This window comes from Acidipropionibacterium jensenii (assembly GCF_005890135.1).
GTDB classification, from domain to species: domain Bacteria; phylum Actinomycetota; class Actinomycetes; order Propionibacteriales; family Propionibacteriaceae; genus Acidipropionibacterium; species Acidipropionibacterium jensenii.
Genome location: NZ_CP040635.1, coordinates 2,626,967 through 2,652,860 on the forward strand (window position 1 = coordinate 2,626,967; position 25,894 = coordinate 2,652,860).

Below are 25,894 nucleotides of genomic sequence, written 5' to 3' on the forward strand. Positions count from 1 at the left end.
CTGTCACCGTCCCGGGATGCAGGAGGGCCCGAGCAGGGCCTTGAGGTCGGCCATCAGGGGTTGGTCGCTGGTCACCTTGAGGGCGTCCGCCAACCGGAAGACGGTGGTCTGGCGACTGGGCTCCTGGAGCTGCAGGTGCACCTCGCAGGCGCCGGGATGGCGGCGCAGCACCGATCTCAGGTCCGCCACCACCTTCGGGGTGCAGCGGCCCGATCTCAGCGAGATGGTCACCGGTGCGTTCCCGGACTCGGTGAGATCGAGGATCCACACGTCGGAGGCGGCCATCTCGGCGGTGTCGTCACGTTCGCGCACCCGGCCGCGGATCTTGAGGATGGTGTCCACCCCCAGCAGCGGCTCGACCCGCTGGTAGACCTTCGGGAAGCAGGCGACGGTGATCGCGGCATCCAGGTCCTCGATGGTCAGCGAGGCCCAGATGTCACCGTTCTTGGTGGTCCGCCGGACGATCTGGGTGACCATTCCGGCGATCTCGTACTGGCCCTCGCGGGGTCCGTCGGGGGCGATCAGATTGGCGATCGGGATGTCCCGTTCGGCCTCCAGGGCCGACTCCAGGCCGTGCAGCGGGTGGTCGGAGACGTAGAGCCCGAGCATGTCGCGCTCGAAGGCGAGTTTGGTGCGGCGGTCCCAGTCCTCCTCGGGCACCACCCTCTCGACCCCCAGCTGGGCGGGTTCGGATCCACCTCCCATCCCGAACAGGTCGTCCTGGCCGTTGGCCTCGTTGCGCTTGAGGTCGATGACGGCGTCCACCGCCTTCTCGTAGACATTCATCAGGCCGCGGCGGGAGTGGCCCATCGAGTCGAAGGCGCCGGCCTTGATGAGGGACTCGATGGCCCTCTTGTTGCACACGTCGATGGGCATGTTGTCGAGGAACTCGAAGAAGTCGTGGGCCGGGCCGTGCGCCTCGCGGGCCTCGATCATCGAGTCGACCAGGTGCTCGCCGACATTGCGGATGGCGCCGAGCCCGAAACGGATGTCGGTGCCGACGGCGGTGAAGGCCAGCGAGGAGGCGTTGACGTCGGGGGGCAGCACCTTGATGTGCTGGGCCCTCATGTCGGCCAGGTACATGGCCATCTTGTCCTTGTCGTCGCCGACGCTGGTGAGCAGCGCGGCGCCGTACTCGGCCGGGTAGTTGGCCTTGAGGTAGGCCGTCCAGTAGGACACCAGCCCGTAGCCGGCGGCGTGGGACTTGTTGAAGGCGTACCCGGCGAAGGGCACCATGACATCCCACAGCGCCTGGATCGACTCGTCGGAGTAGCCGTTCTTGCGCATCCCGGCCTGGAAGGGCACGAAGTTCTCGTCCAGGATGTACTTCTTCTTCTTGCCCATCGCCCGGCGCAGCAGGTCGGCGCCGCCCAGGGTGTAGCCCGCCAGCTTGCGGGCGATAGACATGATCTGCTCCTGATAGACGATCAGGTGGTAGGTCGGTGCCAGGATCTCGTCGAGGGCGTCCTTCAGCTCGGGATGGATCGGGGTGATGGGCTGGCGGCCGTTCTTGCGCTCGGCGTAGTTGATGTGCGCGTTGGCGCCCATCGGGCCGGGCCGGTACAGCGCGATGACGGCAATGATGTCGTCGAAGTTGGTGGGCCCCATCAGGCGCAGCAGGGAGCGCATCGCGGTGCCGTCGAGCTGGAAGACGCCGAGGGTGTCGCCGCGGGCCAGCAGCGAGTAGGTGTTGGCGTCGTCCAGCGGGAGCTTCTGCAGGTCCACCTCCTCGCCACGGTTGGCGCGGATGATCTTGAGGCAGTGGTCCATGATGCCGAGGTTGCGCAGGCCCAGGAAGTCCATCTTCATGAGCCCCATCTCCTCGAGCTGGGGATAGGCGAAGCCCGCGATGATGGTGCCGTCCTTGTCGCGGCGGTGCATCGGGACCAGGTCGAGCAGTTTGGCGCTGGACAGGATGAAGGCGCAGGCGTGGACGCCGGTGCCGCGGATCAGCCCCTCGATCCCCTTGGCGGTGTCGACCACCTTGTGGACGTCGCCGTTCTCCTCGTAGAGGGCGCGGAACTCGGCCCCCTCCGAGTAGCGGGGGTGCTCGGGATCGAAGATCCCCGACAGCGGGACCCCCTTGCCCATCACATCGGCGGGCATCGCCTTGGTGATCCGGTCGCCCAGGGCGAAGGGGTAGCCGAGAATCCGGTTGGCGTCCTTGACGGCGTTCTTCGCCTTGATCTTGCCGAAGGTGTTGACCTGGCTGGTGTACTCCTCGCCGTACTTGTGGGTGACGTAGTCGATCACCCGGTCGCGCTGGCGGTCGTCGAAGTCCAGGTCGATGTCGGGCGGGTTGACCCGCTCCGGGTTGAGGAACCGCTCGAACAGCAGGTCGTGCTCCAGCGGGTTGATCTGGATGATCCCGGTGAGATAGGCGACCATCGAGCCGGCCGCCGAACCTCGGCCCGGCCCCACCGGGACCCCCATCGAGCGGGCGGCGTCGCAGATGTCGGAGACCACCAGGAAGTAGGAGGAGAAGCCCAGCGGCTCGATGGTCGCCAGCTCTGTCTCGACCCTCTCCAGGACCGCCTGGGGAGGGTTGGGTCCGAACTTCTCGGCGAGTCCCTTCTTGAGCTTCTTGCGCAGCCAGGACTCCTGGGTCTCCCCCTCCGGGACGTCGAACTGGGGCATCCGGTCGACGTAGCTGAAGACCTCGTCGTAGGGCTCGATCATCTCGGTGAGCGCCAGGGTGTTGTCGCAGGCCTCGGGATGGTCGGGGAACAGCTGCCTCATCTGCTCGGAGGTCTTGATGTAGTAGCCCGAGCCGTTGAACCGGAACCGGTTGGGGTCGTCCTTGTTGCGACCCACCCCGACGCACAGCAGGGAGTCGTGGGCGTCGGCCTGGTCCTCGGTGACGTAGTGCGAGTCGTTGGTGGCCAGCAGCGGGATGTCCAACCTGGCGGCCAGCTTCAGCAGGTCGGCGCGCACCTCGCGCTCGATCGGGACGCCGTGGTCCATCAGCTCGCAGAAGTAGTTCTCGGGTCCGAAGATCTCCTGGTAGGCGCCAGCCGCCTCGCAGGCCTCCTCGAACTGGCCCAGTCGCAGCCGGGTCTGGACCTCTCCTGAGGGGCAGCCGGTGGAGCCGATCACCCCCTCGGCGTAGCGGGAGATCAGCTCCCGGTCCATCCGCGGCTTCATGTAGTAGCCCTCGTAGGAGGCCAGCGAGGAGGTCTTGAACAGGTTGTGGAGTCCGGTGGCGTTCCTGGCCCACATCGTCATGTGGGTGTAGCGGCCGCCGCCGGAGACGTCCTTGCCGCCCTCGGAGTCCGGATCCCCGAGCTGGCCGCGGCCGCGTCCCCAGAACTCCTGGACCCTGGAGAACCGGCTGCTGGGGGCGACATAGGCCTCCACCCCGATGATCGGCTTGACCAGCGGGTTCTTGGTCCCGTCGTACTTCTTGGCGAGCTGGAAGAACTCGTAGGCGCCGAACATGTTGCCGTGGTCGGTCATCGCCACGGCGGGCATCCCCTGTCGGGCCACCTCGGCGAAGAGCTTCTCGTTGCTGGCCGCGCCGTCGAGCATCGAGTACTCGGTGTGGGTGTGCAGATGAACGAAGTCGGACCGTGCCACGGATGCGCCTCTCGGGTCGGGATCGCCAACACGATAGCCCCTGCCCGAAGCGTCTTGGGTGCGTCCGTGCGACCCATATCCTGGAACCATGTCGACACCGACGCTGACGCGAACCCTGAGCTCCCTGTGGTGGCTACCGATGATCAAGGGGTTGTTCGCCGTCGCGGCGGGCATCGTCGCCCTGGTGTGGCCCGGTCCCACGGTGGTGACCCTGGTGGTGGTGCTCGGGATCTACGTGCTCGTCGACTCGGTCATCAGTCTGGTCAATGCCCGTGCGATGCGCGGCCTGCCCGGCTCCCGCCTGATGGCGCTGCTCGGGGTGGCGGGAATCGTGATGGGTCTGCTGATGCTGTGGCACCCCGGCCCGCTGCTGCGGGTTCTGGTCGTGCTCACGGCGGCCTGGGTGACGCTGGTGGGGCTCGGCCTGGCCCTGGTGGCGGTGCCCCTGATGCCGCTCACCCGGCGGGCCTGGCTGTGGCCGCTGGCGGCGGGTGTGGTCTGCCTGGTGCTCGGTGTGATCGGCCTGGTCCATCCCGGCTTCGGGGTGGCGGCGCTGGGCTGGCTGATCGGCCTGGGGGTGATGGTCTACGGCGCCGCCCACATCGGGCTGGCCGTCGGGATGCGCCATCTCACCGGTGTGATCGGGCGGGCGGGTGCCTCCGCGACACCGACCGTCATCGAGGGCGAGGTGGTCCCCGAGGACTCGACAGGATCCCATCGCGACTCCTCCTCGGGGGGTCCCGGTGACGGCCCGGTCATCGAGGGTCGGGTCGAGTGATCTCCTGGGCGTCCAGCTCGGCGTCCAGGCGTGCCGCCCGGGCCACCGATCTCAGGTAGCCCCAGCTCACCAGGGCGTAGAGCAGCACCAGGAAGAACAGCCCACTGGTGATGCTGGCGATCATGAAGACCAGATTGGCCTCGCCGACCGCCACGATCACCAGGTCGGAGACCACGAACCCGATCGCGCCGATGAGGGCGGCCCGTCGGGTGGCTCTCAGCCTGGATGCGTGAGCCGCGCCGGCCGGATCCGGCCCGGCAGCCTGCTCCGGCCCATCAACCTGCTCCGGCCCATCAACACTGTGTGAACTGCTGGCCATGGCCCCGACCCTACCGGCCCCTGAGACAGCTGTGGCCCGTCCCCGATCGGGGACGGGCCACAGCCGTCTGGGCCGCAGTGACCGGCGTCACACCATCAGCTGGCGGGTCGAGGGATCGACCGGGCGGGGCAGCACGGACCGCGTCCCCGACAGGAAGGCGTCGACCCCGTTGGCCGCCGAGCGGCCCTCGGCGATCGCCCACACGATGAGCGACTGGCCGCGCCCCGCGTCACCGCAGGCGAAGACGCCGGGGACCGAGGTGGAGTAGTCGTCGCTGCGGGAGATGTTGCCGCGGGCGTCCAGATCCAGGCCGAGCTCGTTGACCAGGCCCTCCTTCTGAGGCCCGGTGAATCCCATCGCGAGGACCACCAGCTGGGCGGGCCGCTCCCGTTCTGTGCCGGGCACCGGCACGAAGCTGCGACCCTCGCGGCGCACCTCGGTCACCTCGAGCGCGCGCACATTGCCCTGCTCGTCGGCGAGGAACTCCAGGGTGTTGGTCGAGTACACCCGCTCGCCGCCCTCCTCATTGGCGCTGGCCACCCGGTAGATCATCGGGTAGGTCGGCCACGGCTGACCGGCGGGACGGCTGGCCGGCGGATGGGGCATGATCTCCAGCTGTGTGACGGAGCGGGCACCCTGCCGCAGGGCGGTGCCCAGGCAGTCGTTGGAGGTGTCGCCGCCGCCGATGACGATGACGTCCTTGCCGGTGGCCACCACCTGGTCGGGGATCACCGCACCGTGGACCACCTTGGTGTTCTGGGTGAGGTACTCCACCGCCTGGTGGATCCCGCCGAGCTCACGGCCCGGGGCCCCCAGATCGCGCGGGGTGGTCGAGCCGATCGCCAGCACGACGGCGTCGAACCGCTCGCGCAGCTCCTCGCCGGTGATGTCGACGCCGATCTCGGTGTTGGTCCTGAAGACGGTGCCCTCCAGGTCCATCTGCTTGATCCGGCGGTCCAGGACCGCCTTCTCGAGCTTGAACTCGGGGATCCCGTAGCGCATCAGCCCGCCGATGGCGTCGGCGCGCTCGTAGACCACCACGGTGTGACCGGCCCGGGTGAGCTGCTGGGCGGCGGCCAGTCCGGCCGGGCCCGATCCCACCACCGCGACGGTCTTGAGGGAGTGCCAGTCGGGCACCTCGGGGATCACCCGACGGTCTTCCCAGGCCTTGTCGATGATCGCCACCTCGATGTTCTTGATGGTGACCGGATCGCGATTGATCCCCTCCACGCAGGCCGTCTCGCAGGGAGCCGGGCACAGCCTCCCGGTGAACTCCGGGAAGTTGTTGGTGGCGTGCAGCCGTTCCAGGGCGTCGCGCCACTCATCGCGCCAGATCAGGTCGTTCCACTCAGGAATGAGATTGCCCAGCGGACAGCCGGAGTGGCAGAAGGGGATGCCGCAGTCCATGCACCGGGCGGCCTGGTCGGTGATGATCGGCAGCAGGGCGTGGCCGGGGGTGCCCGGGTAGACCTCCTTCCAGTCCTCCAGCCGCTCGTCGACCGGTCGGCGCTCGGCAACCTCGCGGGGGTACTTGATGAATCCGCGTGGATCAGCCATGGGAAGCCTCCATCAGCAGTTCGGTGGTGTCGTGTTCGTCCAGGTGCTGGGTCTTCGCCTCGTCGACGACGCGCAGGATGCGGGCGTAGTCGCGGGGCACGACCTTGGTGAAGTCCTTGGACAGGGTCTCGTCATCGGCGTCCAGCAGGCCGGCGGCGACCGTCGACCCGGTGGCCTCCAGATGGGCGGTGAGCAGTTCCCGGATTCTCACCAGGTCGGAGTCCTCGAGGGGCATTCCGTCGACCATCTCGGGATTGAGACGGGTCGGGTCCAGGTGCAGCACCCAGGCGACGCCGCCGGACATCCCGGCGGCGAAGTTGCGCCCGGTGGGTCCCAGCACGAGGGCCTCTCCCCCGGTCATGTACTCGCAGCCGTGGTCGCCGACCCCCTCGACCACCGCGGCGGCCCCGGAGTTGCGCACGCAGAACCGCTCGCCGACCAGTCCCCTCAGGAAGATCTGGCCGCTGGTGGCACCGTAACCGATGACATTGCCGGCGATGATCTGCTCCTCGGGACGGAACACCACGTCCTCGGGCGGGGTCACGATGATCCGGCCCCCGGACAGTCCCTTGGCGACGTAGTCGTTGGCGTCACCGACCAGCTTGAGGGTGACCCCGGCCGGCAGGAAGGCGCCGAAGCTCTGGCCGGCGGTGCCGTCGAAGGTGAAGGCTATGGTCCCCTCGGGCAGTCCCCTGCCGTTGGTGGCCCGGGTGACCCGGTTGCCGAGCATGGTGCCGACCGTCCGGTCGACGTTGCGGATCGCCAGTCGGGCGTGCACCTGCTCGCCGTTCTCCAGAGCGGGTGCGGCCAGGTCGATCAGGGTGACGTCGAGGCTGTCCTCGAGGTCGTGGTCCTGGTTGATGCGGTGGTGCAGGGTCTGGCCGTAGGGCACCTCGACCTGGGCCAGCACCGGGGACAGGTCCAGCCCCCGGGCCTTCCAGTGGGTGATGCCGGTGCGGGCCTTGAGCACCTCGACGTGGCCGACCGCCTCCTCCACCGAGCGGAATCCCAGCTCGGCGAGGAGTTCACGGACCTGACGGGCCATGAACATGAAGAAGGTCACCACGTGGTCGGGGTTGCCGGCGAACTTCTTGCGCAGCTCGGGGTTCTGGGTGGCGATCCCGACCGGGCAGGTGTCGGAGTGGCACTTGCGCATCATGATGCAGCCCTCCACCACCAGGGCGGTGGTGGCGCAGCCGAACTCCTCTGCTCCCAGCAGCATCGCGATGAGGACGTCCCGGCCGGTCTTGAGCTGGCCGTCGCACTGGACGACGATCCGGTCGCGCAGCCCGTTGACCAGCAGGGTCTGCTGGGTCTCGGCCAGGCCGAGCTCCCAGGGACCTCCGGCGTGCTTGATCGAGGTGAGCGGGGCGGCTCCGGTTCCGCCGTCGTGTCCCGAGATGAGCACCACGTCGGCCTTGGCCTTGGAGACTCCGGCGGCCACCGTGCCGACCCCCGCCTCGGCCACCAGCTTGACGTGCACACGGGCACGCGGGTTGGCGCACTTGAGGTCGTGGATGAGCTGCTTGATGTCCTCGATCGAGTAGATGTCGTGGTGCGGGGGCGGGGAGATCAGTCCGACCCCGGGGGTCGAGTGACGGGTCCGGGCGATCCACGGGTAGACCTTCGGACCGGGCAGCTGACCGCCCTCGCCGGGCTTGGCGCCCTGGGCCATCTTGATCTGCAGGTCGTCGGCATTGACCAGGTAGTCGCTGGTCACCCCGAACCGGCCCGAGGCGACCTGCTTGATCGCCGAGCGGCGCTGCGGGTCGTGGAGTCGCTCGGGATCCTCGCCGCCCTCGCCGGTGTTCGACTTGCCGCCGATCCGGTTCATGGCGATCGCCAGGGTCTGGTGGGCCTCCATTGAGATCGAGCCGTAGCTCATCGCCCCGGTGGCGAACCGCTTGACGATCGCCGACTCCGGCTCGACCTCCTCGATCGGGACCGGCGGACGGTCGTGGCGGAACTCCAGCATGGAGCGCAGGGTCATCAGATGGGCGGACTTCTCGTTGACCAGATCGGTGTAGCGGTTGAACTGCTCGTAGTCCTCGGTGCGGGTGGCCTGCTGGAGCCGGAAGACGGTCTCCGGGTTGAGCAGGTGGTCCTCCCCCTCGCGGCGCCACTGGTAGTGGCCGCCCACCGGGAGGGTGCGGTGCGGCAGTCGCACCCCGGTCTCCGGGTAGGCGCGGCGGTGCCGGCGCTGGATCTCGGCGGCGATCTCGGTCAGCCCGATTCCCTCGATCCGGCTGGTGGTGCCGGTGAAGTACTCGTCGATGAAGTCCTGGGACAGGCCGGTGGCCTCGAAGATCTGGGCACCGGTGTAGGAGGAGATGGTCGAGACGCCCATCTTGCTCATCACCTTGAGCACGCCCTTGCCAAGCGCCTTGTAGACGTTGTGGATCGCGGTCTCGGGGGTGACTCCCACGAAGGTCTCGTGGCGGGCCATGTCCTCGGCGGTCTCGAAGCACAGGTACGGGTTGACCGCTGAGGCTCCGTAGCCGATCAGCAGGGCGACGTGGTGCACCTCGCGGACATCACCGGCCTCCACCACCAGCCCCACCTGGGTGCGGGTCTTCTGGCGCACCAGGTGGTGGTGGACGGCGGAGGTGAGCAGCAGGGACGGGATCGGGGCCAGCTCCTTGGTGGCGTGCCGGTCCGACAGCACGATGATCCGTGCGCCGTCCTCGATCGCGGCCGAGACCTCGTCGCGGATCTCCTCGATCCGGTCGGCGAGGCCCTGGCCGCCCTGCTCCACCTGGAACAGCCCGCGCACCACATGGGTCTGATGGCCCGGGTGGGTGCCGTCGGCGTTGATGTGGACGATCTTGGCCAGCTGGTCGGAGTCCAGGATCGGGTAGTTGATGACCAGCTGGCGACAGGAGTCGGGGCCGGGATCCAGCAGGTTGGCCTCCGGTCCGATGGAGCCGGTCAGGGAGGTGACCAGTTCCTCGCGGATCGAGTCGAGAGGCGGGTTGGTGACCTGGGCGAAGAGCTGGGAGAAGTAGTCCCACAGCATCCTCGAGCGGTTCGACAGGACGGCCAGCGGGGTGTCGTCGCCCATCGATCCGAGGGCCTCGACGCCGTTGTTGGCCATCGGGGCGATGAGGACCTTCTCGTCCTCGTTGGTGTAGCCGAAGAGCTGCTGACGACGGGTCACCGAGGAGTGGGAGTGGACGATGTGCGGCCGGTCGGGGATCTCGTCGAGATTCATCGTCCCCTTGAGCCACTCGCCGTAGGGGGCTCCCTCGGCCAGGGTGGCCTTGATCTCGGAGTCGTCGACCACCCGGTGCTGGGACAGGTCGACCAGGAACATCCGTCCGGGCTGCAGCCGGCCCTTCTGCACCACCTTGTGGGTGGGGATCTCCAGGACCCCGGACTCGGAGGCGAAGACGACCAGTCCGTCGGAGGTCACCCAGTACCGGGCCGGGCGCAGGCCGTTGCGGTCCAGCACCGCACCGATCTGGTTGCCGTCGGTGAAGGTGACGCAGGCCGGGCCGTCCCAGGGCTCCATCAGGAAGGAGTGGAAGGCGTAGAAGTCGCGCAGCCGGGGGTCCATGTGCTCGCTCTTCTGCCAGGCCTCCGGGATCATCATGAGCACCGCGTGGGGCAGCGAGCGGCCGCCCAGGTGGAGCAGTTCCAGTACCTCGTCGAAAGAGGCCGAGTCGGAACCGCCGGGGGTGCAGATCGGGTAGAGCCGGGACAGCTCCCCGGGGATGAGGTCCGACTTGAGCAGGGCCTCCCGGGCGCGCATCCAGTTCCGGTTGCCGGCCACCGTGTTGATCTCGCCGTTGTGGGCGATCATCCGGAAGGGATGGGCCAGCTCCCAGGTGGGGAAGGTGTTGGTGGAGAACCGCGAGTGCACCAGGGCCAGGGCGCTGGTGAGGTCCTCGTCCCCCAGCTCCGGGAAGAACTCGGCGAGCTGGTTGGTGGTGAGCATGCCCTTGTAGACCAGTGTGCGGGCGGACAGCGATGCGAAGTAGACCCCCGCCTCGTGCTGGGCGCGGCGCCGCAGGACGAAGGCCAGCCTCTCCAGGTCCATCCCGACCCGGCCGTCGCGGGCCCGCACCATGACCTGCTCGAAGTGCGGCATGGTCGACAGCGAGATCGGCGAGAGGGTCTCGGTACGCACCGGCACCTCGCGCCAGCCGAGCACCTCGATGCCCTCATCGGCGGCGATCAACTCGATCACCGCACGTGAGCGAGCGCGCTGGGCCTCGTCGGTCGGCATGTAGGCCATCCCGACGGCGTAGGAGCCCGGCTCGGGCAGCCGCAGTCCGGTGACCCGGCGCAGGAAGGCGTCCGGGACCTGGAGGAGGATCCCGGCACCGTCGCCTGCCGCCGCATCGGCGCCGGTGGCACCGCGGTGGTCGAGATTGCGCAGCACCTCGAGGGCCTGCTCGACGATCTGGTGACTGGCGACGCCGGTCATCGTGGCGACGAATGCGACACCACAGGCGTCGTGCTCGAAGGAGGGGTCGTACAGCCCCTGCTTGGGGAGATGGCCAAAGGTCATCCGGGTCTCCTTTCAGACTCCGCCCGGCGGTGTGGGCCCAGCGGTCCACATTCCAGCATTCAGGTGGACAGTTACGGACGTGTTACAGATCGCCACTCCGCGAGGTACCGGCCAGAGTGCCACAGAGCGCCCAGCAGATGAAACAGTGGTTCGCACTCTGAGACCCCCGGTGGTCACTCTGTGACACTACCGGGACTCGGAGGCGCCGGACTCCTCGTGATCGTCCGCCGGTGGCGCGGGCTGCGGCACCCGCACCGGTCGCGGATCGGCCCCCGGCCGGTAGCGCAGCAGCCAACAGAACCAGATCAGGCCGGCGGTGAAGACGATCACCGAGGTGTAGGAGTTGAGGCGCCAGCCACCGAGGTGGTTGGCCGGATCGATCCGCAGCCTCTCCACCCAGAACCGGCCGAAGGTGTAGACGACGACGTAGAGGGCGAAGAGTTTACCGCGCTCCAGCCGCCAGTGCCGGTCGATCCACAGCAGGGCCAGGGCGCCGAGGACGTTCCAGATGAGTTCGTAGAGGAAGGTCGGGTGGAAGGTCTGGTACTGCAGGTAGCCGGCGGGACGGTGCGCCGGATCGATCCGCAGGCCCCAGGGCAGGGTGGTCGGGGAGCCGAAGAGCTCCTGGTTGAACCAGTTGCCCAGCCGGCCGATCCCCTGGGCCAGCAGCAGGGCGGGGGCCAGTGAGTCGGCCATCGGGCCGAAGGTGAGTCCGCGGCGGTGGCAGACCCACAGCACGGCCAGGGCGCCGCCGGTGATGGATCCCCAGATTCCCAGGCCGCCCTGCCAGATGAAGAAGGCGCGGTACCACTGGCGTCCGGGGCCGAAGTAGAGCTCGTGATCGGTGATCACGTGGTAGACCCGGGCGCCGACGATCCCGAAGACCACCGCCCACAGGGCGACCGCCTCGAAGTCGTCATCGGTGCCGCCGCGGTCGCGGTAGCGACGCCGGCCCAGCAGGTAGGCCACCACGATGCCGGTCAGCAGGCACAGCGCATAGATGTGGATCGTCACCGGACCCAGGGAGAACTGGCTGAGGGGGGGACTGGGGATCGACAGCGCCGCCGGACCGCTCAGCGAGGCTGGGCTCACCGTGCTCCCTCGGTGACCCGGGCGCGACGCACACCGGCCACCAGATCGTCGACGATGAGCCGCATCCGCTCGATGCCGGCGTCGGCCCCCTCCCCGGACTCGTCGGCCTCCACCAGGGTGCGCACCAGGGCCGAACCCACGATGACGCCGTCGGCGAAGGATCCGATCTCGGCGGCCTGGTCGCCGTTGGAGACCCCCAGCCCGACCCCGACCGGGATGTCGGGATCGACGGCCTTGACCCGGGCGACCAGCTCGGGGGCGGCGGTGGAGGTCTGGTTGCGGGCGCCGGTGACCCCCATCACGCTGGTGGCGTAGACCCAGCCGCGACAGGCGTGGACGGTCCGGGCGAGCCTCTCCTCGGTGGACGAGGGGGCCACCAGGAAGATCCGGTCCAGGCCGTGGGCGTCGGAGGCCTCGAACCACTGGTCGGCCTCGTCGGGGGTCAGATCGGGGGTGATGAGGCCCGATCCGCCGGCGGAGGCGAGATCCCGGGCGAAGGCGTCGACACCGTAGTGCTCGATGAGGTTCCAGTAGGTCATCACGACGCAGTGGGTCCCGGTGGCCGAGACCGTCTCGGCGGCGCGCAGGGCGTCGCGGGTGTGCACCCCGCGGCTCAGCGCCGCGGTGGTGGCGTGCTGGATGACGGTGCCGTCCATCATCGGGTCGGAGTAGGGCAGACCGATCTCGACGAGGTCCACACCGACGCCGGTGGTCCCCTCGGTGAGCGCCTTCATCGCCTTCAGGGAGTCGGCGACGCTGGGATGGCCGACCGGCAGGTAGCCGACCAGGGCGGCCCGGTTCTCGGCTCGTGCGACCCGGTAGGCCTCGCCGCTGCTGCTCACTTCATGCCTCCTGTCGTGGCGTCGACGCTGCCGTCGATGCCGAACCACTTCAACGCCGTGTCGACGTCCTTGTCCCCGCGCCCGGAGATGGTGATGATGATGACCGGCGGATTGCCGTTCCTGCCCGCCAGGTCCTTGCTGATCTTCATCGCCCCGGCGACCGCGTGGGCCGACTCGATGGCGGGCATGATCCCCTCGGACTCGGTGAGGATGCGCAGCGCCTCCATCGCCTCGTCGTCGTCGATGGGCAGGTACTGGGCCCGGCCGGTGCGGGCCAGCCAGGAGTGCTCGGGGCCCACCCCCGGGTAGTCCAGGCCGGCCGAGATGGAGTGGGACTCGACGGTCTGGCCGTCCTCGTCCTGAAGGATGTAGGTCCGGGTGCCGTGCAGCACCCCCACCGATCCCCCGGTGATGGAGGCGGCGTGGTGGCCGGTGGCCACTCCCTCGCCGCCCGCCTCGAAGCCGAACAGCTTGACCGAGGGGTCGGCGATGTACTCGGCGAAGGAGCCGATGGCGTTGGAGCCGCCACCGACGCAGGCGCAGATGGCGTCGGGCAGGCAGCCGGTGATCATCTCGATCTGCTCGCGGGACTCGATCGAGATGACCCGCTGGAACTGCTTGACAACCTTGGGAAAGGGGGCCGGGCCCGAGGCGGTGCCGATCAGGTAGTGGGTGTCGTCGACATGGGCCACCCAGTCCCTCATGGCCTCGTTCATGGCGTCCTTGAGGGTCTTGGAGCCGGCCTCCACGGCCACCACCTCGGCGCCCAGCAGCTGCATCCGGGCGACGTTGAGGGCCTGCCGGTCGGTGTCGACCTTGCCCATGTAGACCCGGCACTTCATCCCGAGCATCGCCGCGACGGTGGCGGTGGCGACGCCGTGCTGGCCGGCACCGGTCTCGGCGATCAGACGGTGCTTGCCCATCCGGCGGGCCAGCAGAGCCTGCCCCAGGACGTTGTTGATCTTGTGCGAACCGGTGTGGTTGAGGTCCTCGCGCTTGAGGAAGACCCGGGCCCCGTGGCAGTGCTCGGCGAACCGGTGGGCCTCGGTGAGAGGGCTGGGCCGTCCGGCGTAGTTGCGACGCAGGTCGTCCAGGGCGGTGGCGAAGGCCGGATCGGCCATCGCCTCCTCGAAGGTGCGGTCGAGCTGGTCCAGGGCGGCCTGCAGGGCCTCGGGGACGAACCGGCCGCCGAATCTGCCGAAGTGGCCGGTGGCGTCGGGCACCTGGGCCGGTGCCCCGGTGTCCGGGGTTCGGGGTGCAGGAGATGTGCTGGAAGGTGACATGTTCTCGCGTTCCGTAGGACGAGTGCCCGGCGGCGAGGGCCGCTGGGCGGGGGCGGTGGGATCGGGTTCAGGCCCCGGCTGTCGATGAGCCGGGGGTCGCGCCGGTGGCGCGTCCGATCGAGTCGATGAAGGCGGCCGGGTCGCCGGAGCGGACCAGCGCCTCACCGACCAGGATGGCGTCGGCACCGGCCGCGTGGGCGGCCAGGGCGTCGTCGAGGGTGAGGATGCCCGACTCGGCGACCTTGACCGCCTGTGCGGGCAGCAGGCCCACCAGCTGGCCGAAGACAGAGGTGTCGACCTGGAGGGTCTTGAGGTTGCGGGCGTTGACCCCGACCACAGTGGCTCCCAGGTCTGCGGCCCGTCGGGCCTCCTCGGGAGTGTGCACCTCCACCAGGGCGGTCATCCCCAGACTGGTGACCAGCCGGTGGAGGCTGGTGAGCTCCTGGTCCCCCAGGGCCGCCACGATGAGCAGCACGAGGTCGGCGCCGTGGGCGCGGGCCTCCAGGACCTGGTACTCGGTGACGATGAAGTCCTTGCGCAGCACCGGGACGGCGACCGCGGCGCGCACCGCGTCCAGATCGGCCAGGGTTCCGCTGAACCTGCGCTGCTCGGTGAGGACGCTGATCGCGGCGGCTCCGCCGGCCTGGTAGCGCAGGGCCAGGGCGGCCGGGTCCGGGATCGGGGCCAGGGAGCCCTTGGAGGGGCTGGACCGCTTGACCTCGGAGATCACCGAGAGCCCGGGACGCCGCAGCGCGGGAACCGGGTCCAGGGCCGGGGCGACGAGCTCGATGGCCCCCCGCAGACTGGCCTCGCTGACCATCAGCTGACGCTCGCGCAGATCGGTCACCACCCCCGCGATGATGCCGTCCAGAACCGTTCCGGTCTGTCGCGGGCCGGTGGCGACCCTGGTCGTGGCGGTCTCGGGACCGGCCCCCGGTTCGGTCGGCATCGGGGCAGCCTCAGTACTGGGAGCCATAGCCGAGTGCCTTGAGGACCACGACCGCGATCATGGCGACCACCACCAGGGCGCCGCCCACGATGCAGGCCGGCCAGTTCGGTCCGGCCATCGCGCCGATGGTGGCGACCACGAAGCCGAGAGCGGCGATCACGGTGCCGGTCCAGGCGGCCGGGCTCTTTCCGTCGTCGTACACGCGTCCCTGGCGGGCGCGAACGGGGGCGGTCTCGCGGCTCATGGCTCCTCCTGGATATCGGGCTGCTGTGCGGCTGGTTCCGGTCGGGCAGCTGCCGCCTGTCAGCGGCTGTGTCGGGGGTTCCGGCGTGAGCCGTCCCCTGTTCGGCACTGTAGCGCGCCGGACCTGTGTCAGGAGTGGCTCTCGCTGGGTGGTCGGGACTGCGGGGCCGCCTCGGACCGGGGGTCCGGGAGTTCCGGCGGCTGGTCCCGGGTGGGGTCCTCGCCGCGGTCCATCGCGGCCCACACGTCGCGGGGATCGGCGTCCGGGCCGACCGGTGGCGTCCGGCGGTTCCGGGCGAACCGCGAGGGGCTGACGGGCCAGCGCCGTGCGGCCACCGCCAGGGCGGCTCCGCCCAGAGCCATCACCGCACCGGCCACCAGGGCGACCCGGCCCGCGGCGTGCAGAGGCGGCTCCGGCCGCGAGCCGATCGCCACTCCGTGGGCCGCCCAGGTGGCGGCGCTGACAGTCGAGTCCAGGACGGCGAGCACGGTGCCCAGGCCGACCGCCACCAGGACCAGCCCGACCAGGCGACGTCCCACCGGTCCCATCACCAGCAGCAGCGCGGTGGCGGCCAGGCCGACCAGACCCAACCCGTCCACCAGCGCCCCGGAGGCCTCGGTGCCGGTCAGCGACACCGACCCCACCCGGCGCCAGGTCTGGCGGGATGCGGCGATCACGACGGCGGCGCACAGCGCCGGCAGGAGGGTGAGGGCGGCCCGCAGGCCGGACGGCAACGGGGTGGGCGGGGTCCTCACCGGCTCACCGCCGGTCCTGGCGATGGGCGGCCAGGGCCTCTGCGCTGCGCACCGCGTCGATGACCGCCGAGGCCTTGTTCTCGCACTCCCGGTTCTCATTGGCGCCGATCGAGTCCAGCACGATGCCGGCCCCGGCCTGGATCCGGGCGATCCCGTCGATCAGGACGGCGGTGCGGATGGCGATCGCGCAGTCGGAGTTCCCGTTGAGGTCGAAGTAGCCGACCACTCCCCCGTACACCCCGCGGCGGGTCTCCTCCAGCTCCTCGATGATCTGCATCGCGCGGATCTTCGGGGCCCCCGAGAGGGTGCCGGCCGGGAAGCAGGACAGCGTGACGTCCAGGGCATCGACCCCCTCGCGCGGGACTCCGGTCACCGACGCCTCCAGATGCATCACCCGGGAGTACCGCCCGACGTGCATGAACTGGGTGACGTTGACGGTGCCGGGGCGGCAGACCCGTCCGATGTCGTTGCGTCCGAGGTCGACCAGCATGGTGTGCTCGGAGCGTTCCTTCTCGTCGGACAGCAGTTCCCGCTCCAGCCTCTGGTCCTCGGCGTCGGTGGCGCCGCGGGGCCGGGTGCCGGCAATCGGGTGGGTGGTGGCCACCCCGTCGGTCATCGTCACCAGCGCCTCCGGGGAGGACCCGATCACCGAGAACCCCGGGAGCTTGAGCAGGTAGAGGTAGGGGCTGGGGTTGCAGCGGCGCAGCTGCCGGTAGATGTCCAGGGCGTCGGCCCTGGTGGGGATGTCGAACCGCTGGCTGGGCACCACCTGGAAGATCTCGCCGTCCTTGATCTTCTCGATCGCCCGGTCGGCCATCGCCGCGAACTCCTGCCCGGTGCGCTGCCGGGTGATCGTGACATCGGCCATCCCGTGGTCGACCTGGCTGAGGCTGGCGTGCGGTGCCAGGATCTGGTCGGCCATCTGCTCGATGCGCTCGACGGCACGCTGCCAGGCGGCCTCGGTCCGGGCGGGGTCCTGGCGGTCGGGCCCGGACGGCAGGTAGTGGTTGGAGATCAGCCACAGCTCGCCGGTTTTGTGGTCGACCACCGCCATGTCCCCGACCAGCATGAAGTACAGCTCGGGCAGCTTGAGGTCGTCGACGGTGTCGTCCCCGATCCGCTCCAGGCGACGCACCACGTCATAGCCGAGGTAGCCGATGAACCCGGAGGTGAGCGGGGGCATCCCGGGCTCGCGCGGGGACTGCAGCATCACCAGCGCCGACTTGAGGGCGGCCAGCGGATCCTTCTCCCGGCCGGCCCCCTGCACCGGGGTGCCGATCCAGCGGGCGGCGCCGTCGGCGGTGGTCAGCGCGGTCTCGCAGCGCACCCCGATGAAGGACCACCGCGACCAGATCCCGGCGTCGGCGGACTCCAGCAGGAAGGTGAGGTCGCGGTCTGCGCAGAGCTGGTGGTAGACGCCGACCGGGGTGACGTCGTCGGCGATCAGTCGGGCGCGCACCGAGATGACGCCGCGGTCGGGATCGGCGGCCAGGGTGCGGAACTGGTCGAGGGAGGGTTCGACGACCAGGCCGTGGCGGGGCCCGGTCGCGGTCTGGTCGGTGGTGGACCCGGTGCGGGGACTCTGGTCGTTCACCGGGCATCCTCCGCGGTGTCGGCCAGCAGCAGGTCGGCGTCGAAGCAGGTGTGGTCCCCGGTGTGACAGGCCCCGCCGGTCTGGTCGACGAGCAGCAGGATGGTGTCGCCGTCGCAGTCCAGCCGGACCTCTCGGACGTGCTGGGTGTGACCGGAGGTCTCCCCCTTGACCCAGTACTCCTGGCGCGACCGCGACCAGTAGGTGGCCCGTCGGGTGGCCAGGGTGCGGGCCAGCGCCTCGTCGTCCATCCAGGCGAGCATCAGGACATCGCGGCTGCCGGCCTCCTGGACGACGGCCGGCACCAGGCCGGCGGCGTTGTGTGTGAGGCGTGAGGAGATCGAGGGGTCCAGTGACATGGAACACATTATGGCTGCTCACCGGGAGCTCGCGGGATGGTGACCACGGCCTCGACCCTGCTCCGGAGGTGGTGGGGTGCACTGATGCGGCAGGATGGAGTCCACACACGAGGGAAGGGGTCGGCGATGTCGCTGGCGAGAACCGAACGGGCCGCACTGGCCGATGATCTGGACAAGCTGGGGCCGGCCGCACCGACCCTGTGCCAGGGGTGGCTCTCCGATGACCTGCTGTGCCACCTGCTGATCCGGGAGAACGACCCGATCGGGGCGCTGGGCGGACAGATCGACCTGTTCGACGAGATCGGGGCCCGCCGCACGGAGAAGCTGGAGCGCTCCACCTCGTTCGCCGAGCGGGTGCAGAGGTTTCGCAGCGGTCCGTCGCGGCTGTCGGTCTTCCGGATTCCCGGGGTCGACCGGATCGCCAACGGCGCGGAGTTCTTCATCCACCACGAGGACCTGCTGCGCGCTCAGCCGGGATGGACGCCGCGGACCCTGGGTCACCAGACCGAGACCCATCTGGCCACCTCCCTGTCACGGATGGGACGGCTGTTCACCAGGCACTCGCCGGTCGGGGTGCGCGCAGAGCTGAGCGATCAGACCGGGGCCCTGCACCGGATCTGGCTGCACCCGGGTGATCGGATCGTCACCCTCGTCGGGCTGCCCTCGGAGGTGCTGCTGTACTGCTTCGGCCGGACCGGGGCGGCCCGGGTGGAGATCCTCGGGGAGCCCGAGGCGGTGGAGGCCTTCCGCACGACCGAACTGTCGGTCTGACCACCACCGCCCCCGAGTCCCCCGATCCCGAGCCCGCCGCTAGCTGGGCATCCGGTACCGGGTCAATCGGTCCTGGGTCATCCGGTACTGGGTCATCCGGTACTGGGCTCTCACAGGCAGGCCCTCCTGATGTCGACGTCGGTGGACAGCACGTAGCCGATCCGGTGACCCACCCCGATCATGTAGTACTTGAGCTTGCCGACGATGTCGACATGGTCGCCGGGGGTGGCGGCCGAGTAGGTCCAGGCCTTGTAGTAGTCGGCCGGGATGTCGGCGTCGTGGAGAACATAGGCCTGGCCGGGCTTGAGGGTGTAGATCAGCGGTGCCAGCTCCTTGGCGTCCTCGGGGTTCGGGTAGGCCGAGGCCTCCGGGAAGGCCACCCCGTAGACCGGGATGCTCGTCCGGCCCCGTTTCGGGGTGACGACCCGGGCTCCCAGCCACACCACCGCCGCGGTCGGGCGCCGTCGGGGATTGCGGAACCACACCTTGTCGCCCAGGTACCAGATCGCGGTCCAGTCCCCCTTGACGGCGGCCACCGCGTAGTCGCAACCGGCCGCGGCTCGACCTCCCATGTCGGACACGTAGGAGGACCCGGCGGTGCCGTTCTGGTGCAGCCCGGCGTCGGTGTAGATCGGTGAGGAGTCATCGGGTGCAGTGTGGAGGGTCACGAAGTTCATTCCGGTGCCGGCCGGGTATCCGGCCCCGGCGTCCCCGTCCTTGCCGGTGAGGGGCTGGGTGTTGGTGTCGAACCCGGGCAGGATCCGCACCACCTCACCGGGCCGTGCCGGACGACGGATGGTGCCGCGGCGCAGGTCGGCGCCCATCAGCTGGAAGTAGTGCTCCCAGTCCCAGAAGGGGCCCGGGTCCCAGTGCTGGCTCGGGATGTGGGCGGTGTCGACCCCGGGCACCTGGTCGTGGCCGAGGATGTGGGCGCGGTCCATCCGGATCCGGTACTTGCGCGCCAGGAAGCCGACCAGCCGGGCGGATCGCCGGTACATCGCCTCGGTGTACCAGGTCTCGTCGCCGACCGCACCGAATCCCTCGTGCTCGATCCCCAGGGCGTGGGTGTTGACGTACCAGTTGCCGGCGTGCCAGCCGATGTCGTTGGCCTGAAGGTGCTGGGCGACGTGCCCGTCGGAGGCGCGGAAGGTGTAGTTCCAGGCCAGATAGGTGGGCATCTTCACGAGCTTGAGGGCCTCGTCGTAGACGCACTCGGTGTCATGGATGACGATCTGGTCGAGGGTCGGGGTCACCGGTCGATGGGCGAGGTCGTGGTTGCCGTAGTCGCCGTCGCCGGGCCCGTACTGCTCGTAGGGGGCCTCGACCCACTCGATGCCCAGCCCGCGCGGCCCGTCGATCCGGGAGTCGGGGCGTCCACCCGTGGTGGCGGCCGCCTGGTTGATCCTGGCGGTGAGCCAGGACCGCTGCCTGGTGGGTGTCCCGATGGTGCGCGGAGCCATCCTCAGGGTGCCGCCGACGGTGCTGCGCACCACCCCGCGGCGCAGATCCTGGAGGGCGTCGTCGGCGAAGACCCGCTGGGCCGAGGAGGAGGCCAGTCCGCTCGCCGCCGCGATGGCCGAGTACCAGGTGGCCGGGTCGGTGTCGGTGCCCAGCGCCAGGCCGAGCTTCTTCTGCACGCTGGCGATGAGGGCGGCGGCTCCCATGATGTTGGCCGCCGGGTCGGTCCGCAGGGTGCTGGTCGAGTAGCCGGTCAGCGTGGCGGCCTGTCCGAGGGTGTCCATCACTCCGGTGCCGGTCTTGTCCGCGGTCCGCCGGGCCGCGGCGGCCCGGGCCCCGTCGACCAGGTGCATCGGGCCGTAGCCGCCGCCCGCCGACGGGCTGCCGGCATGGTCCTCCCAGCGGGACTGGCCGTAGCTCACGGTCGCCAGAACCGCCGCCGGGACGTCGTACCGGGCTGCCGCCCGGGTGAACTCACCGGCTCGGTCGACGGCCAGCGCCGGTTCACTTCCCAGCACGGTTCCGGCTGCGGCGGTCGCCGAGGCGGCCAGCGTGGCGAACAGGAAATTGCGTCGCGAAAGGGTTGTCATCTCACTCTTTCCCCCATGACTCGCGTCACCCCGGAGTCTGCCGGGGGGACGGTCGGGGAGACCGTCACCCCGGCAGTCCGCCACGTTGCCACCGGTCGCACCCCGATGTGTGTCGGGTTCATGACGATCGTGTGGCGGGGCCGGCGCGGGCCGACAGGAGGCGGGCGGGGTACCGGAGATCCCCCTCGCTACCGGGCCACTCCCCCGCGGCCGTTGAGGACCAGGTTGAGCACGACCGCGGCCAGCGCCGCCGAGGAGATCCCCGATCCCAGGATCATCGAGATCCAGCTGGGCAGCTGGGCGTAGATGGTGGGTGCCCCGATCGGGAAGAGCACCATCGCCAGCGCCACGGCGACGATGATGAGGTTGTTGGGGTTCTCGAAGTCGGCCTTGGTGAGGATCTTGATCCCGGCGGCGGCCACCGTCCCGAACAGGACGACGCCGACTCCGCCGAGCACCGGTGAGGGGATCGCCGCGACGAGTCGACCGAGCCAGGGGAACAGACCGAGCAGGATGAGCAGGCCGGCTCCGGCGGCCACCGTGAACCGGGACCTGATGCCGGTCACCGCCACCAGGCCGACGTTCTGGGCGAAGGCGGTGGGCGGGAAGGAGTTGAACACCGGGGCGACGGTGGCGGCCAGCATGTCGGCCCGCAGCCCGTCGGCGACCCGCTTGTCGTCGATGGTGGTGCCGATGGTGTCCCCGACCGCGAAGAGGTCGGCCATCACCTCCATCAGGGTGACGATCATCACGATGGTCATCGACAGGATGGCGCCGATCTCGAAGACCGGGGCGCCGAAGTAGAAGGGGTGGGGCAGGGCGATGACCGAGCCCTTGGACACCTGGGAGAAGTCGGCCCGCCCGAGCAGCCAGGCGAACAGGGTGCCGACCACGATCCCCACCAGCACCGCCACCTGGGACAGCGCCCTGATCCGGCTGCAGATGAGCACCACGACCAGGGCGAACAGGGCGATCCCGAGGTTCGTCAGGGATCCGTGGTCGGGGGCCTTGGGATCGGGCCCCATCGACCAGCCCGCCGCCACCGGCAGCAGGGACACCCCCATCGCGGTGATGATGGTGCCGGTGACCACCGGCGGGAAGAACCGCCGGATCCGCGCGAACAGCCCGGCCAGCACCAGGCCGACCGCGCCGGCGACGATGACCGACCCGAAGATCACCCTCATCGCCTGGTGTGGATCGCCCTGGTGGGCGGCGATGATGGCCAGCATGGTGGAGGCGGCGCCGATCGTCGTCCCGTTGACCAGCGGCAGCTGGGAGCCCAGGTGGGGCAGTCCGAGGGACTGCAGGAGGGTCGCCAGGCCGGAGACGAACAGCGCCGCGGCCACCAGCATGCCCAGCTCGGCGGCGTCGAGTCTGGCGGCACTGCCCACCACCAGGGGAACGGCGACCACCCCGCCGTACATCGCCAGAATGTGCTGGGCGCCGTAGAGGATCGCCCTGCCGATCCCGACCCTCTCGTCCTCGGGCCGGGCGGACCCGGTGGCAGTGCTGTTCTGGAGATCCGTTGATGACATCCTGCTCCCGAAGGATTGAACCGGAGACGGCCGTGAACCGGCGAGCCGCCAGCACGCTATCAGAGCGGCTCGGCCGGTTCCGGCCGGGTCACCACCCGGACCGCCGGCGCCTCCCGACGGCCCGGGGAGTGGTTCAGGACAGCTTCGACAGGATGATCTCGCGAACCTTCTTGGCATCGGCCTGGCCGCGCATCGCCTTCATCACCTGGCCGATGAGCGCCCCGGCCGCCTGGACCTTGCCGCCGCGGATCTTCTCGGCGATGCCCGGGTTGGCCGCGATCGCCTTGTCCACGGCGGCCCCCAGGGCGCCATCGTCGGAGACGACGGCCAGGCCACGGGCCGAGACGACCTGCTGGGGCTCTCCCTCACCGGCGAGCACCCCGTCGATGACCTGGCGGGCGAGCTTGTCGGTGAGCGTCCCGGCGTCGACCATCTTCTGCACCTCGGCCACCTGGGCGGGGGTCATGCCGACCTCCGCCAGCTCGCAGCCGGCCTCGTTGGCCCGCCGGGACAGCTCGGTGAGCCACCACTTGCGGGCCGCCTCGGGGGCGGCGCCGGCGATCACCGTCTGCTCCAGAAGCTCCAGGGCACCGGCATTGACGACGGCGTCCATCTCACGGTGGTCGAAGGACCACTCGGCGCCCAGCCGGGCCCGCTTGGCGGCGGGCAGCTCGGGCAGGGTGGCGCGCAGTTCCTCGACCCGCTCGCGGGAGACCTCGATCGGCACCAGGTCGGGCTCGGGGAAGTAGCGGTAGTCCTCGGCGTCGGACTTCTCCCGCCCGGCGATGGTGTACTCCCCGGTCTCCTGCCACATCCGGGTCTCCTGGCGGACCTTCCCGCCGCCGGCCAGAACGGCCGCCTGACGCTGGATCTCGTAGGTGAGGGCCCCCTCCACCGAGCGCAGCGAGTTGACGTTCTTGGTCTCGGTGCGGGTGCCCAGCACGTCGGTGCCCTTCGGCATCAGCGAGACATTGGCGTCGCAGCGCAGGTTGCCCTTCTCCAGACGGGCGTGCGAGACGCCCAGGGCGACCATGATGTCGCGCAGGTGGGCCATGTAGGCCCGCGCCACGTGCGGGGCCTTGGCGCCCAGCCCGCGGACCGGCTTGGTGACGATCTCGATGAGCGGGACGCCGGCGCGGTTGTAGTCCAGCAGGGAGTAGGCGGCGCCCTGGATGCGGCCGTCGGTGCCGCCGACGTGCAGCGACTTCCCGGCGTCCTCCTCCATGTGGGCCCGCTCGACCTCCACCCGGTAGGTCTTCCCGTCGACCTCGAGGTCGACGTGGCCGTCGTGGCAGATCGGCTCGTCGTACTGGGAGATCTGGTAGTCCTTGGTCATGTCCGGGTAGAAGTAGTTCTTCCGGGCCATCCGGCACCACGGGGCGATCTCGCAGTTGAGGGCCAGACCGATCCGGATCGCCGACTCCACCGCGTGGGCGTTGATCGCCGGCAGCGAGCCGGGCAGCCCCAAACACACCGGGCAGACGTGGGTGTTCGGCTCGGCCTCCGAGTCGGCCGAACAGCCGCAGAACATTTTCGAGGCGGTCGACAGTTCGACGTGGACCTCCAGGCCGAGCACCGGGTCGAAGCGCTCGATGGCCTCGTCATAGTCGAGCAGGTCGTCAGTGGTCCAGGCGCTCATCGCAGCCCCTCCGTCTCGTGTGCCCCGGACAGCGGCGGGATCTGGGCGAGCACGGGTGCTCCCCAGGCCGCCGTCATCTGCTTCTCCAGTGCCCCTCCGACCCGGTAGACGCGGTCGTCGGCCAGCACCGGTGCCATCACCTGTAGGCCGACCGGCAGGCCGTCCTCGGGGGCCAGTCCGGCCGGGAAGGAGCCGGCCGCCAGGCCGGCCAGGTTCGCCGGGATGGTGCACAGGTCCGCCTGGTACATCGCCAGCGGGTCGTTGGTGCGCTCCCCGATCCGGAAGGCGGTGGTCGGGGTGGTCGGTGAGATGAGGGCGTCGCAGCTGTCCCAGGCGTGCTCGAAGTCCCGGGCGATGAGCGTGCGGACCTTCTGGGCCGAGCCGTAGTAGGCGTCGTAGTAGCCGCTGGACAGGGCGTAGGTGCCCAGGATGATCCGCCTCTTGGCCTCGGCGCCGAACCCGGCGCCGCGGCTGATTGTCATCACCTGCTCTGCGGAGTGGTTGCCGTCGTCGTCCAGACGCAGTCCGTAGCGCATCGCGTCGTAGCGGGCCAGGTTGCTCGACACCTCGGCGGGCTGGATCAGGTAGTAGGCGCCCAGGGCGTGCTTGAAGTGCGGGCAGGAGATCTCGACGATCTCGGCGCCGGCCTCCTGGAGGGCGGCGACCGCCTCGCCGAACCGCTGGGAGACCCCGGGGGCGTAGCCGTCGCCCGACAGCTCGGCGACCACTCCCAGACGCATCCCCGACAGGTCGGCGCCCCGGGCGGCCTCCACCACCGGGGGAACATCGCGGGGGATCGAGGTCTGGTCCATCGGGTCGTGACCGGCGATCACCCGGTGCAGCAGCGCGGCGTCGGTCACGGTGCGGGCGCAGGGTCCGGGCTGGTCCAGGGAACTGGCCATCGCGATCACCCCGTACCGCGAGGTGCCGCCGTAGGTGGGCTTGACGCCGACCGTGCCGGTCACCGAGGCGGGCAACCGGATCGACCCTCCGGTGTCGGTGCCCAGCGCCAGGGGAGCCTCGAAGGCCGCCAGGGCGGCCGCCGATCCACCGCCCGAACCGCCGGGGATCCGGTCCAGGGCCCACGGGTTGTGGGTGGGGCCGAAGGCCGAGGTCTCGGTGGAGGAACCCATCGCGAACTCGTCCAGGTTGGTCTTGCCGAGCACGACCATCCCGGCGTCCAGGCATCGCTGGACCACCGTGGAGGTGTACGGGGAGATCCAGTCCTCGAGGATTCGCGAGCCGGCCGTGGTGGCCATCCCGCGATAGCAGAACAGATCCTTGACGGCCAGCGGGACGCCGGCCAGCGGGCCGAGCTTCTCACCGGCGGCCCGCCTTCTGTCGATCCCCTCGGCCTGGTCCATCGCCCGGTCGGCGTCGACGGCGAGGAAGGCGTTGACCTGACCGTCGACCTGCTCGATGCGGTCCAGACAGGCGCGGGTGATCTGGGCCGAGCTCAGCTCCCCCGCCTCCATCGCGGCGACCAGGTCGCAGGCGCTGGCGGTGAGAATCTCGGCGTCGCCGGTGGTGACCGCCGAGGTCATCCCCGTCTCACTCATCCCTGTGTCACTCATCCTTGGGCCTCCTGGTCGAGAATCCTCGGCACCCTGAACCGGTTCTGCTCGGCGCGCGGAGCCATCGCCAGCGCCTCCTCGGCCGGCATCGAGGGTTTCACCTCATCCGGTCGGAAGGCATTGACCAAGGGCAGTGCGTGAGAGGTGGGCGGCACCTCGGCGGTGGCAACCTTCGACACGCTGGCGACGGCGTCGAGAATGACCTCAAGCTGGGGTGCCAGCGTGGCGGTCTCATCGGCGGTCAGCTCAATACGTGCCAGGCCGGCCAGACGGGTGACGTCATCCGGCGTGAGAGCCACGATGATCCTCCTGGGGGACGGGGCAGAGAACATGACGCGGGCAATGGGACAAGGGGCGGCGCCAGTGGCGCGGCCCGATGAGTGTCCACAGCCCTGCTGGCCAATCCTAGGGCCTGTCCGCGACGCTCTCACAGGTCGCACATTTTGGACCGTCGACCGGCGGGGGGAGA

19 protein-coding genes are annotated in these 25,894 nt (G+C 69.8%); 2 read left to right on the plus strand and 17 right to left on the minus strand.

Annotation, left to right across the window (positions count from 1 at the left end):
- Window positions 1-3: 3 nt before the first annotated feature.
- Complete coding sequence (dnaE, locus tag FEZ32_RS11780) at window positions 4-3,576, minus strand: DNA polymerase III subunit alpha (protein ID WP_097798879.1); 3,573 nt, start codon at window positions 3,574-3,576, stop codon at window positions 4-6.
- 88 nt (window positions 3,577-3,664) lie between these two features.
- On the opposite strand from dnaE, the gene FEZ32_RS11785 reads away from it, so the two are divergent.
- On the plus strand, window positions 3,665-4,354 hold the full coding sequence (locus FEZ32_RS11785; protein ID WP_097798880.1) for an HdeD family acid-resistance protein: 690 nt from the start codon (window positions 3,665-3,667) through the stop codon (window positions 4,352-4,354).
- Here FEZ32_RS11785 and FEZ32_RS11790 read toward each other — a convergent pair.
- From FEZ32_RS11790 to hisI, 11 genes are all read right to left on the minus strand, one after another.
- Window positions 4,332-4,673: a hypothetical protein gene (locus FEZ32_RS11790; protein WP_097798881.1), complete on the minus strand. Its 342-nt coding sequence runs from the start codon at window positions 4,671-4,673 to the stop codon at window positions 4,332-4,334. The genes FEZ32_RS11785 and FEZ32_RS11790 overlap by 23 nt on opposite strands.
- Before the next feature lie 87 nt (window positions 4,674-4,760).
- Window positions 4,761-6,230, minus strand: coding sequence for a glutamate synthase subunit beta (locus FEZ32_RS11795; protein WP_138680667.1), 1,470 nt, complete (start codon window positions 6,228-6,230; stop codon window positions 4,761-4,763).
- On the minus strand, window positions 6,223-10,743 hold the full coding sequence (gene gltB / locus FEZ32_RS11800) for a glutamate synthase large subunit (RefSeq protein WP_138680668.1): 4,521 nt from the start codon (window positions 10,741-10,743) through the stop codon (window positions 6,223-6,225). The genes FEZ32_RS11795 and gltB overlap by 8 nt, the downstream gene beginning before the upstream one ends.
- 186 nt (window positions 10,744-10,929) lie before the next feature.
- Window positions 10,930-11,835: a prolipoprotein diacylglyceryl transferase gene (gene lgt / locus FEZ32_RS11805; protein ID WP_051238276.1), complete on the minus strand. Its 906-nt coding sequence runs from the start codon at window positions 11,833-11,835 to the stop codon at window positions 10,930-10,932.
- A complete protein-coding gene (gene trpA, locus FEZ32_RS11810) occupies window positions 11,832-12,677 on the minus strand; it encodes a tryptophan synthase subunit alpha (protein ID WP_138680669.1) in 846 nt (281 codons plus the stop codon). Before trpA ends, lgt begins: the two co-directional genes overlap by 4 nt.
- Entirely contained in the window at window positions 12,674-13,960 is a 1,287-nt protein-coding gene (gene trpB / locus FEZ32_RS11815) for a tryptophan synthase subunit beta (RefSeq protein WP_051238275.1), read from the minus strand. Before trpB ends, trpA begins: the two co-directional genes overlap by 4 nt.
- 67 nt (window positions 13,961-14,027) lie before the next feature.
- The gene (gene trpC / locus FEZ32_RS11820) at window positions 14,028-14,909 is read right to left on the minus strand and encodes an indole-3-glycerol phosphate synthase TrpC (RefSeq protein WP_084149348.1); all 882 of its coding nucleotides are present in this window, start codon (window positions 14,907-14,909) and stop codon (window positions 14,028-14,030) included.
- 10 nt (window positions 14,910-14,919) lie between these two features.
- Window positions 14,920-15,153: an HGxxPAAW family protein gene (locus tag FEZ32_RS11825; RefSeq protein WP_236082007.1), complete on the minus strand. Its 234-nt coding sequence runs from the start codon at window positions 15,151-15,153 to the stop codon at window positions 14,920-14,922.
- Window positions 15,154-15,281: 128 nt separating this feature from the next.
- On the minus strand, window positions 15,282-15,908 hold the full coding sequence (locus tag FEZ32_RS11830) for a Trp biosynthesis-associated membrane protein (RefSeq protein ID WP_161626009.1): 627 nt from the start codon (window positions 15,906-15,908) through the stop codon (window positions 15,282-15,284).
- A gap of 4 nt (window positions 15,909-15,912) precedes the next feature.
- On the minus strand, window positions 15,913-17,436 hold the full coding sequence (locus FEZ32_RS11835) for a chorismate-binding protein (RefSeq protein ID WP_028703028.1): 1,524 nt from the start codon (window positions 17,434-17,436) through the stop codon (window positions 15,913-15,915).
- Between the two features lie 62 nt (window positions 17,437-17,498).
- Entirely contained in the window at window positions 17,499-17,858 is a 360-nt protein-coding gene (gene hisI, locus FEZ32_RS11840) for a phosphoribosyl-AMP cyclohydrolase (protein WP_036981475.1), read from the minus strand.
- 126 nt (window positions 17,859-17,984) lie between these two features.
- On the opposite strand from hisI, the gene FEZ32_RS11845 reads away from it, so the two are divergent.
- Window positions 17,985-18,629: a TIGR03085 family metal-binding protein gene (locus FEZ32_RS11845; protein ID WP_028703026.1), complete on the plus strand. Its 645-nt coding sequence runs from the start codon at window positions 17,985-17,987 to the stop codon at window positions 18,627-18,629.
- Between the two features lie 110 nt (window positions 18,630-18,739).
- On the opposite strand, the gene FEZ32_RS11850 is transcribed toward FEZ32_RS11845, so the two are convergent.
- From FEZ32_RS11850 to gatC, 5 genes are all read right to left on the minus strand, one after another.
- A complete protein-coding gene (locus FEZ32_RS11850) occupies window positions 18,740-20,677 on the minus strand; it encodes an N-acetylmuramoyl-L-alanine amidase (protein ID WP_138680670.1) in 1,938 nt (645 codons plus the stop codon).
- A gap of 188 nt (window positions 20,678-20,865) precedes the next feature.
- Window positions 20,866-22,212, minus strand: coding sequence for a uracil-xanthine permease family protein (locus FEZ32_RS11855; RefSeq protein ID WP_097798889.1), 1,347 nt, complete (start codon window positions 22,210-22,212; stop codon window positions 20,866-20,868).
- 133 nt (window positions 22,213-22,345) lie between these two features.
- Window positions 22,346-23,851, minus strand: a complete 1,506-nt coding sequence (gatB, locus tag FEZ32_RS11860) for an Asp-tRNA(Asn)/Glu-tRNA(Gln) amidotransferase subunit GatB (protein WP_097798890.1) — start codon at window positions 23,849-23,851, stop codon at window positions 22,346-22,348.
- On the minus strand, window positions 23,848-25,395 hold the full coding sequence (gatA, locus tag FEZ32_RS11865; RefSeq protein ID WP_097798891.1) for an Asp-tRNA(Asn)/Glu-tRNA(Gln) amidotransferase subunit GatA: 1,548 nt from the start codon (window positions 25,393-25,395) through the stop codon (window positions 23,848-23,850). Before gatA ends, gatB begins: the two co-directional genes overlap by 4 nt.
- A 26-nt stretch (window positions 25,396-25,421) precedes the next feature.
- On the minus strand, window positions 25,422-25,757 hold the full coding sequence (gene gatC, locus FEZ32_RS11870; RefSeq protein ID WP_084149343.1) for an Asp-tRNA(Asn)/Glu-tRNA(Gln) amidotransferase subunit GatC: 336 nt from the start codon (window positions 25,755-25,757) through the stop codon (window positions 25,422-25,424).
- Between the last annotated feature and the right edge of the window lie 137 nt (window positions 25,758-25,894).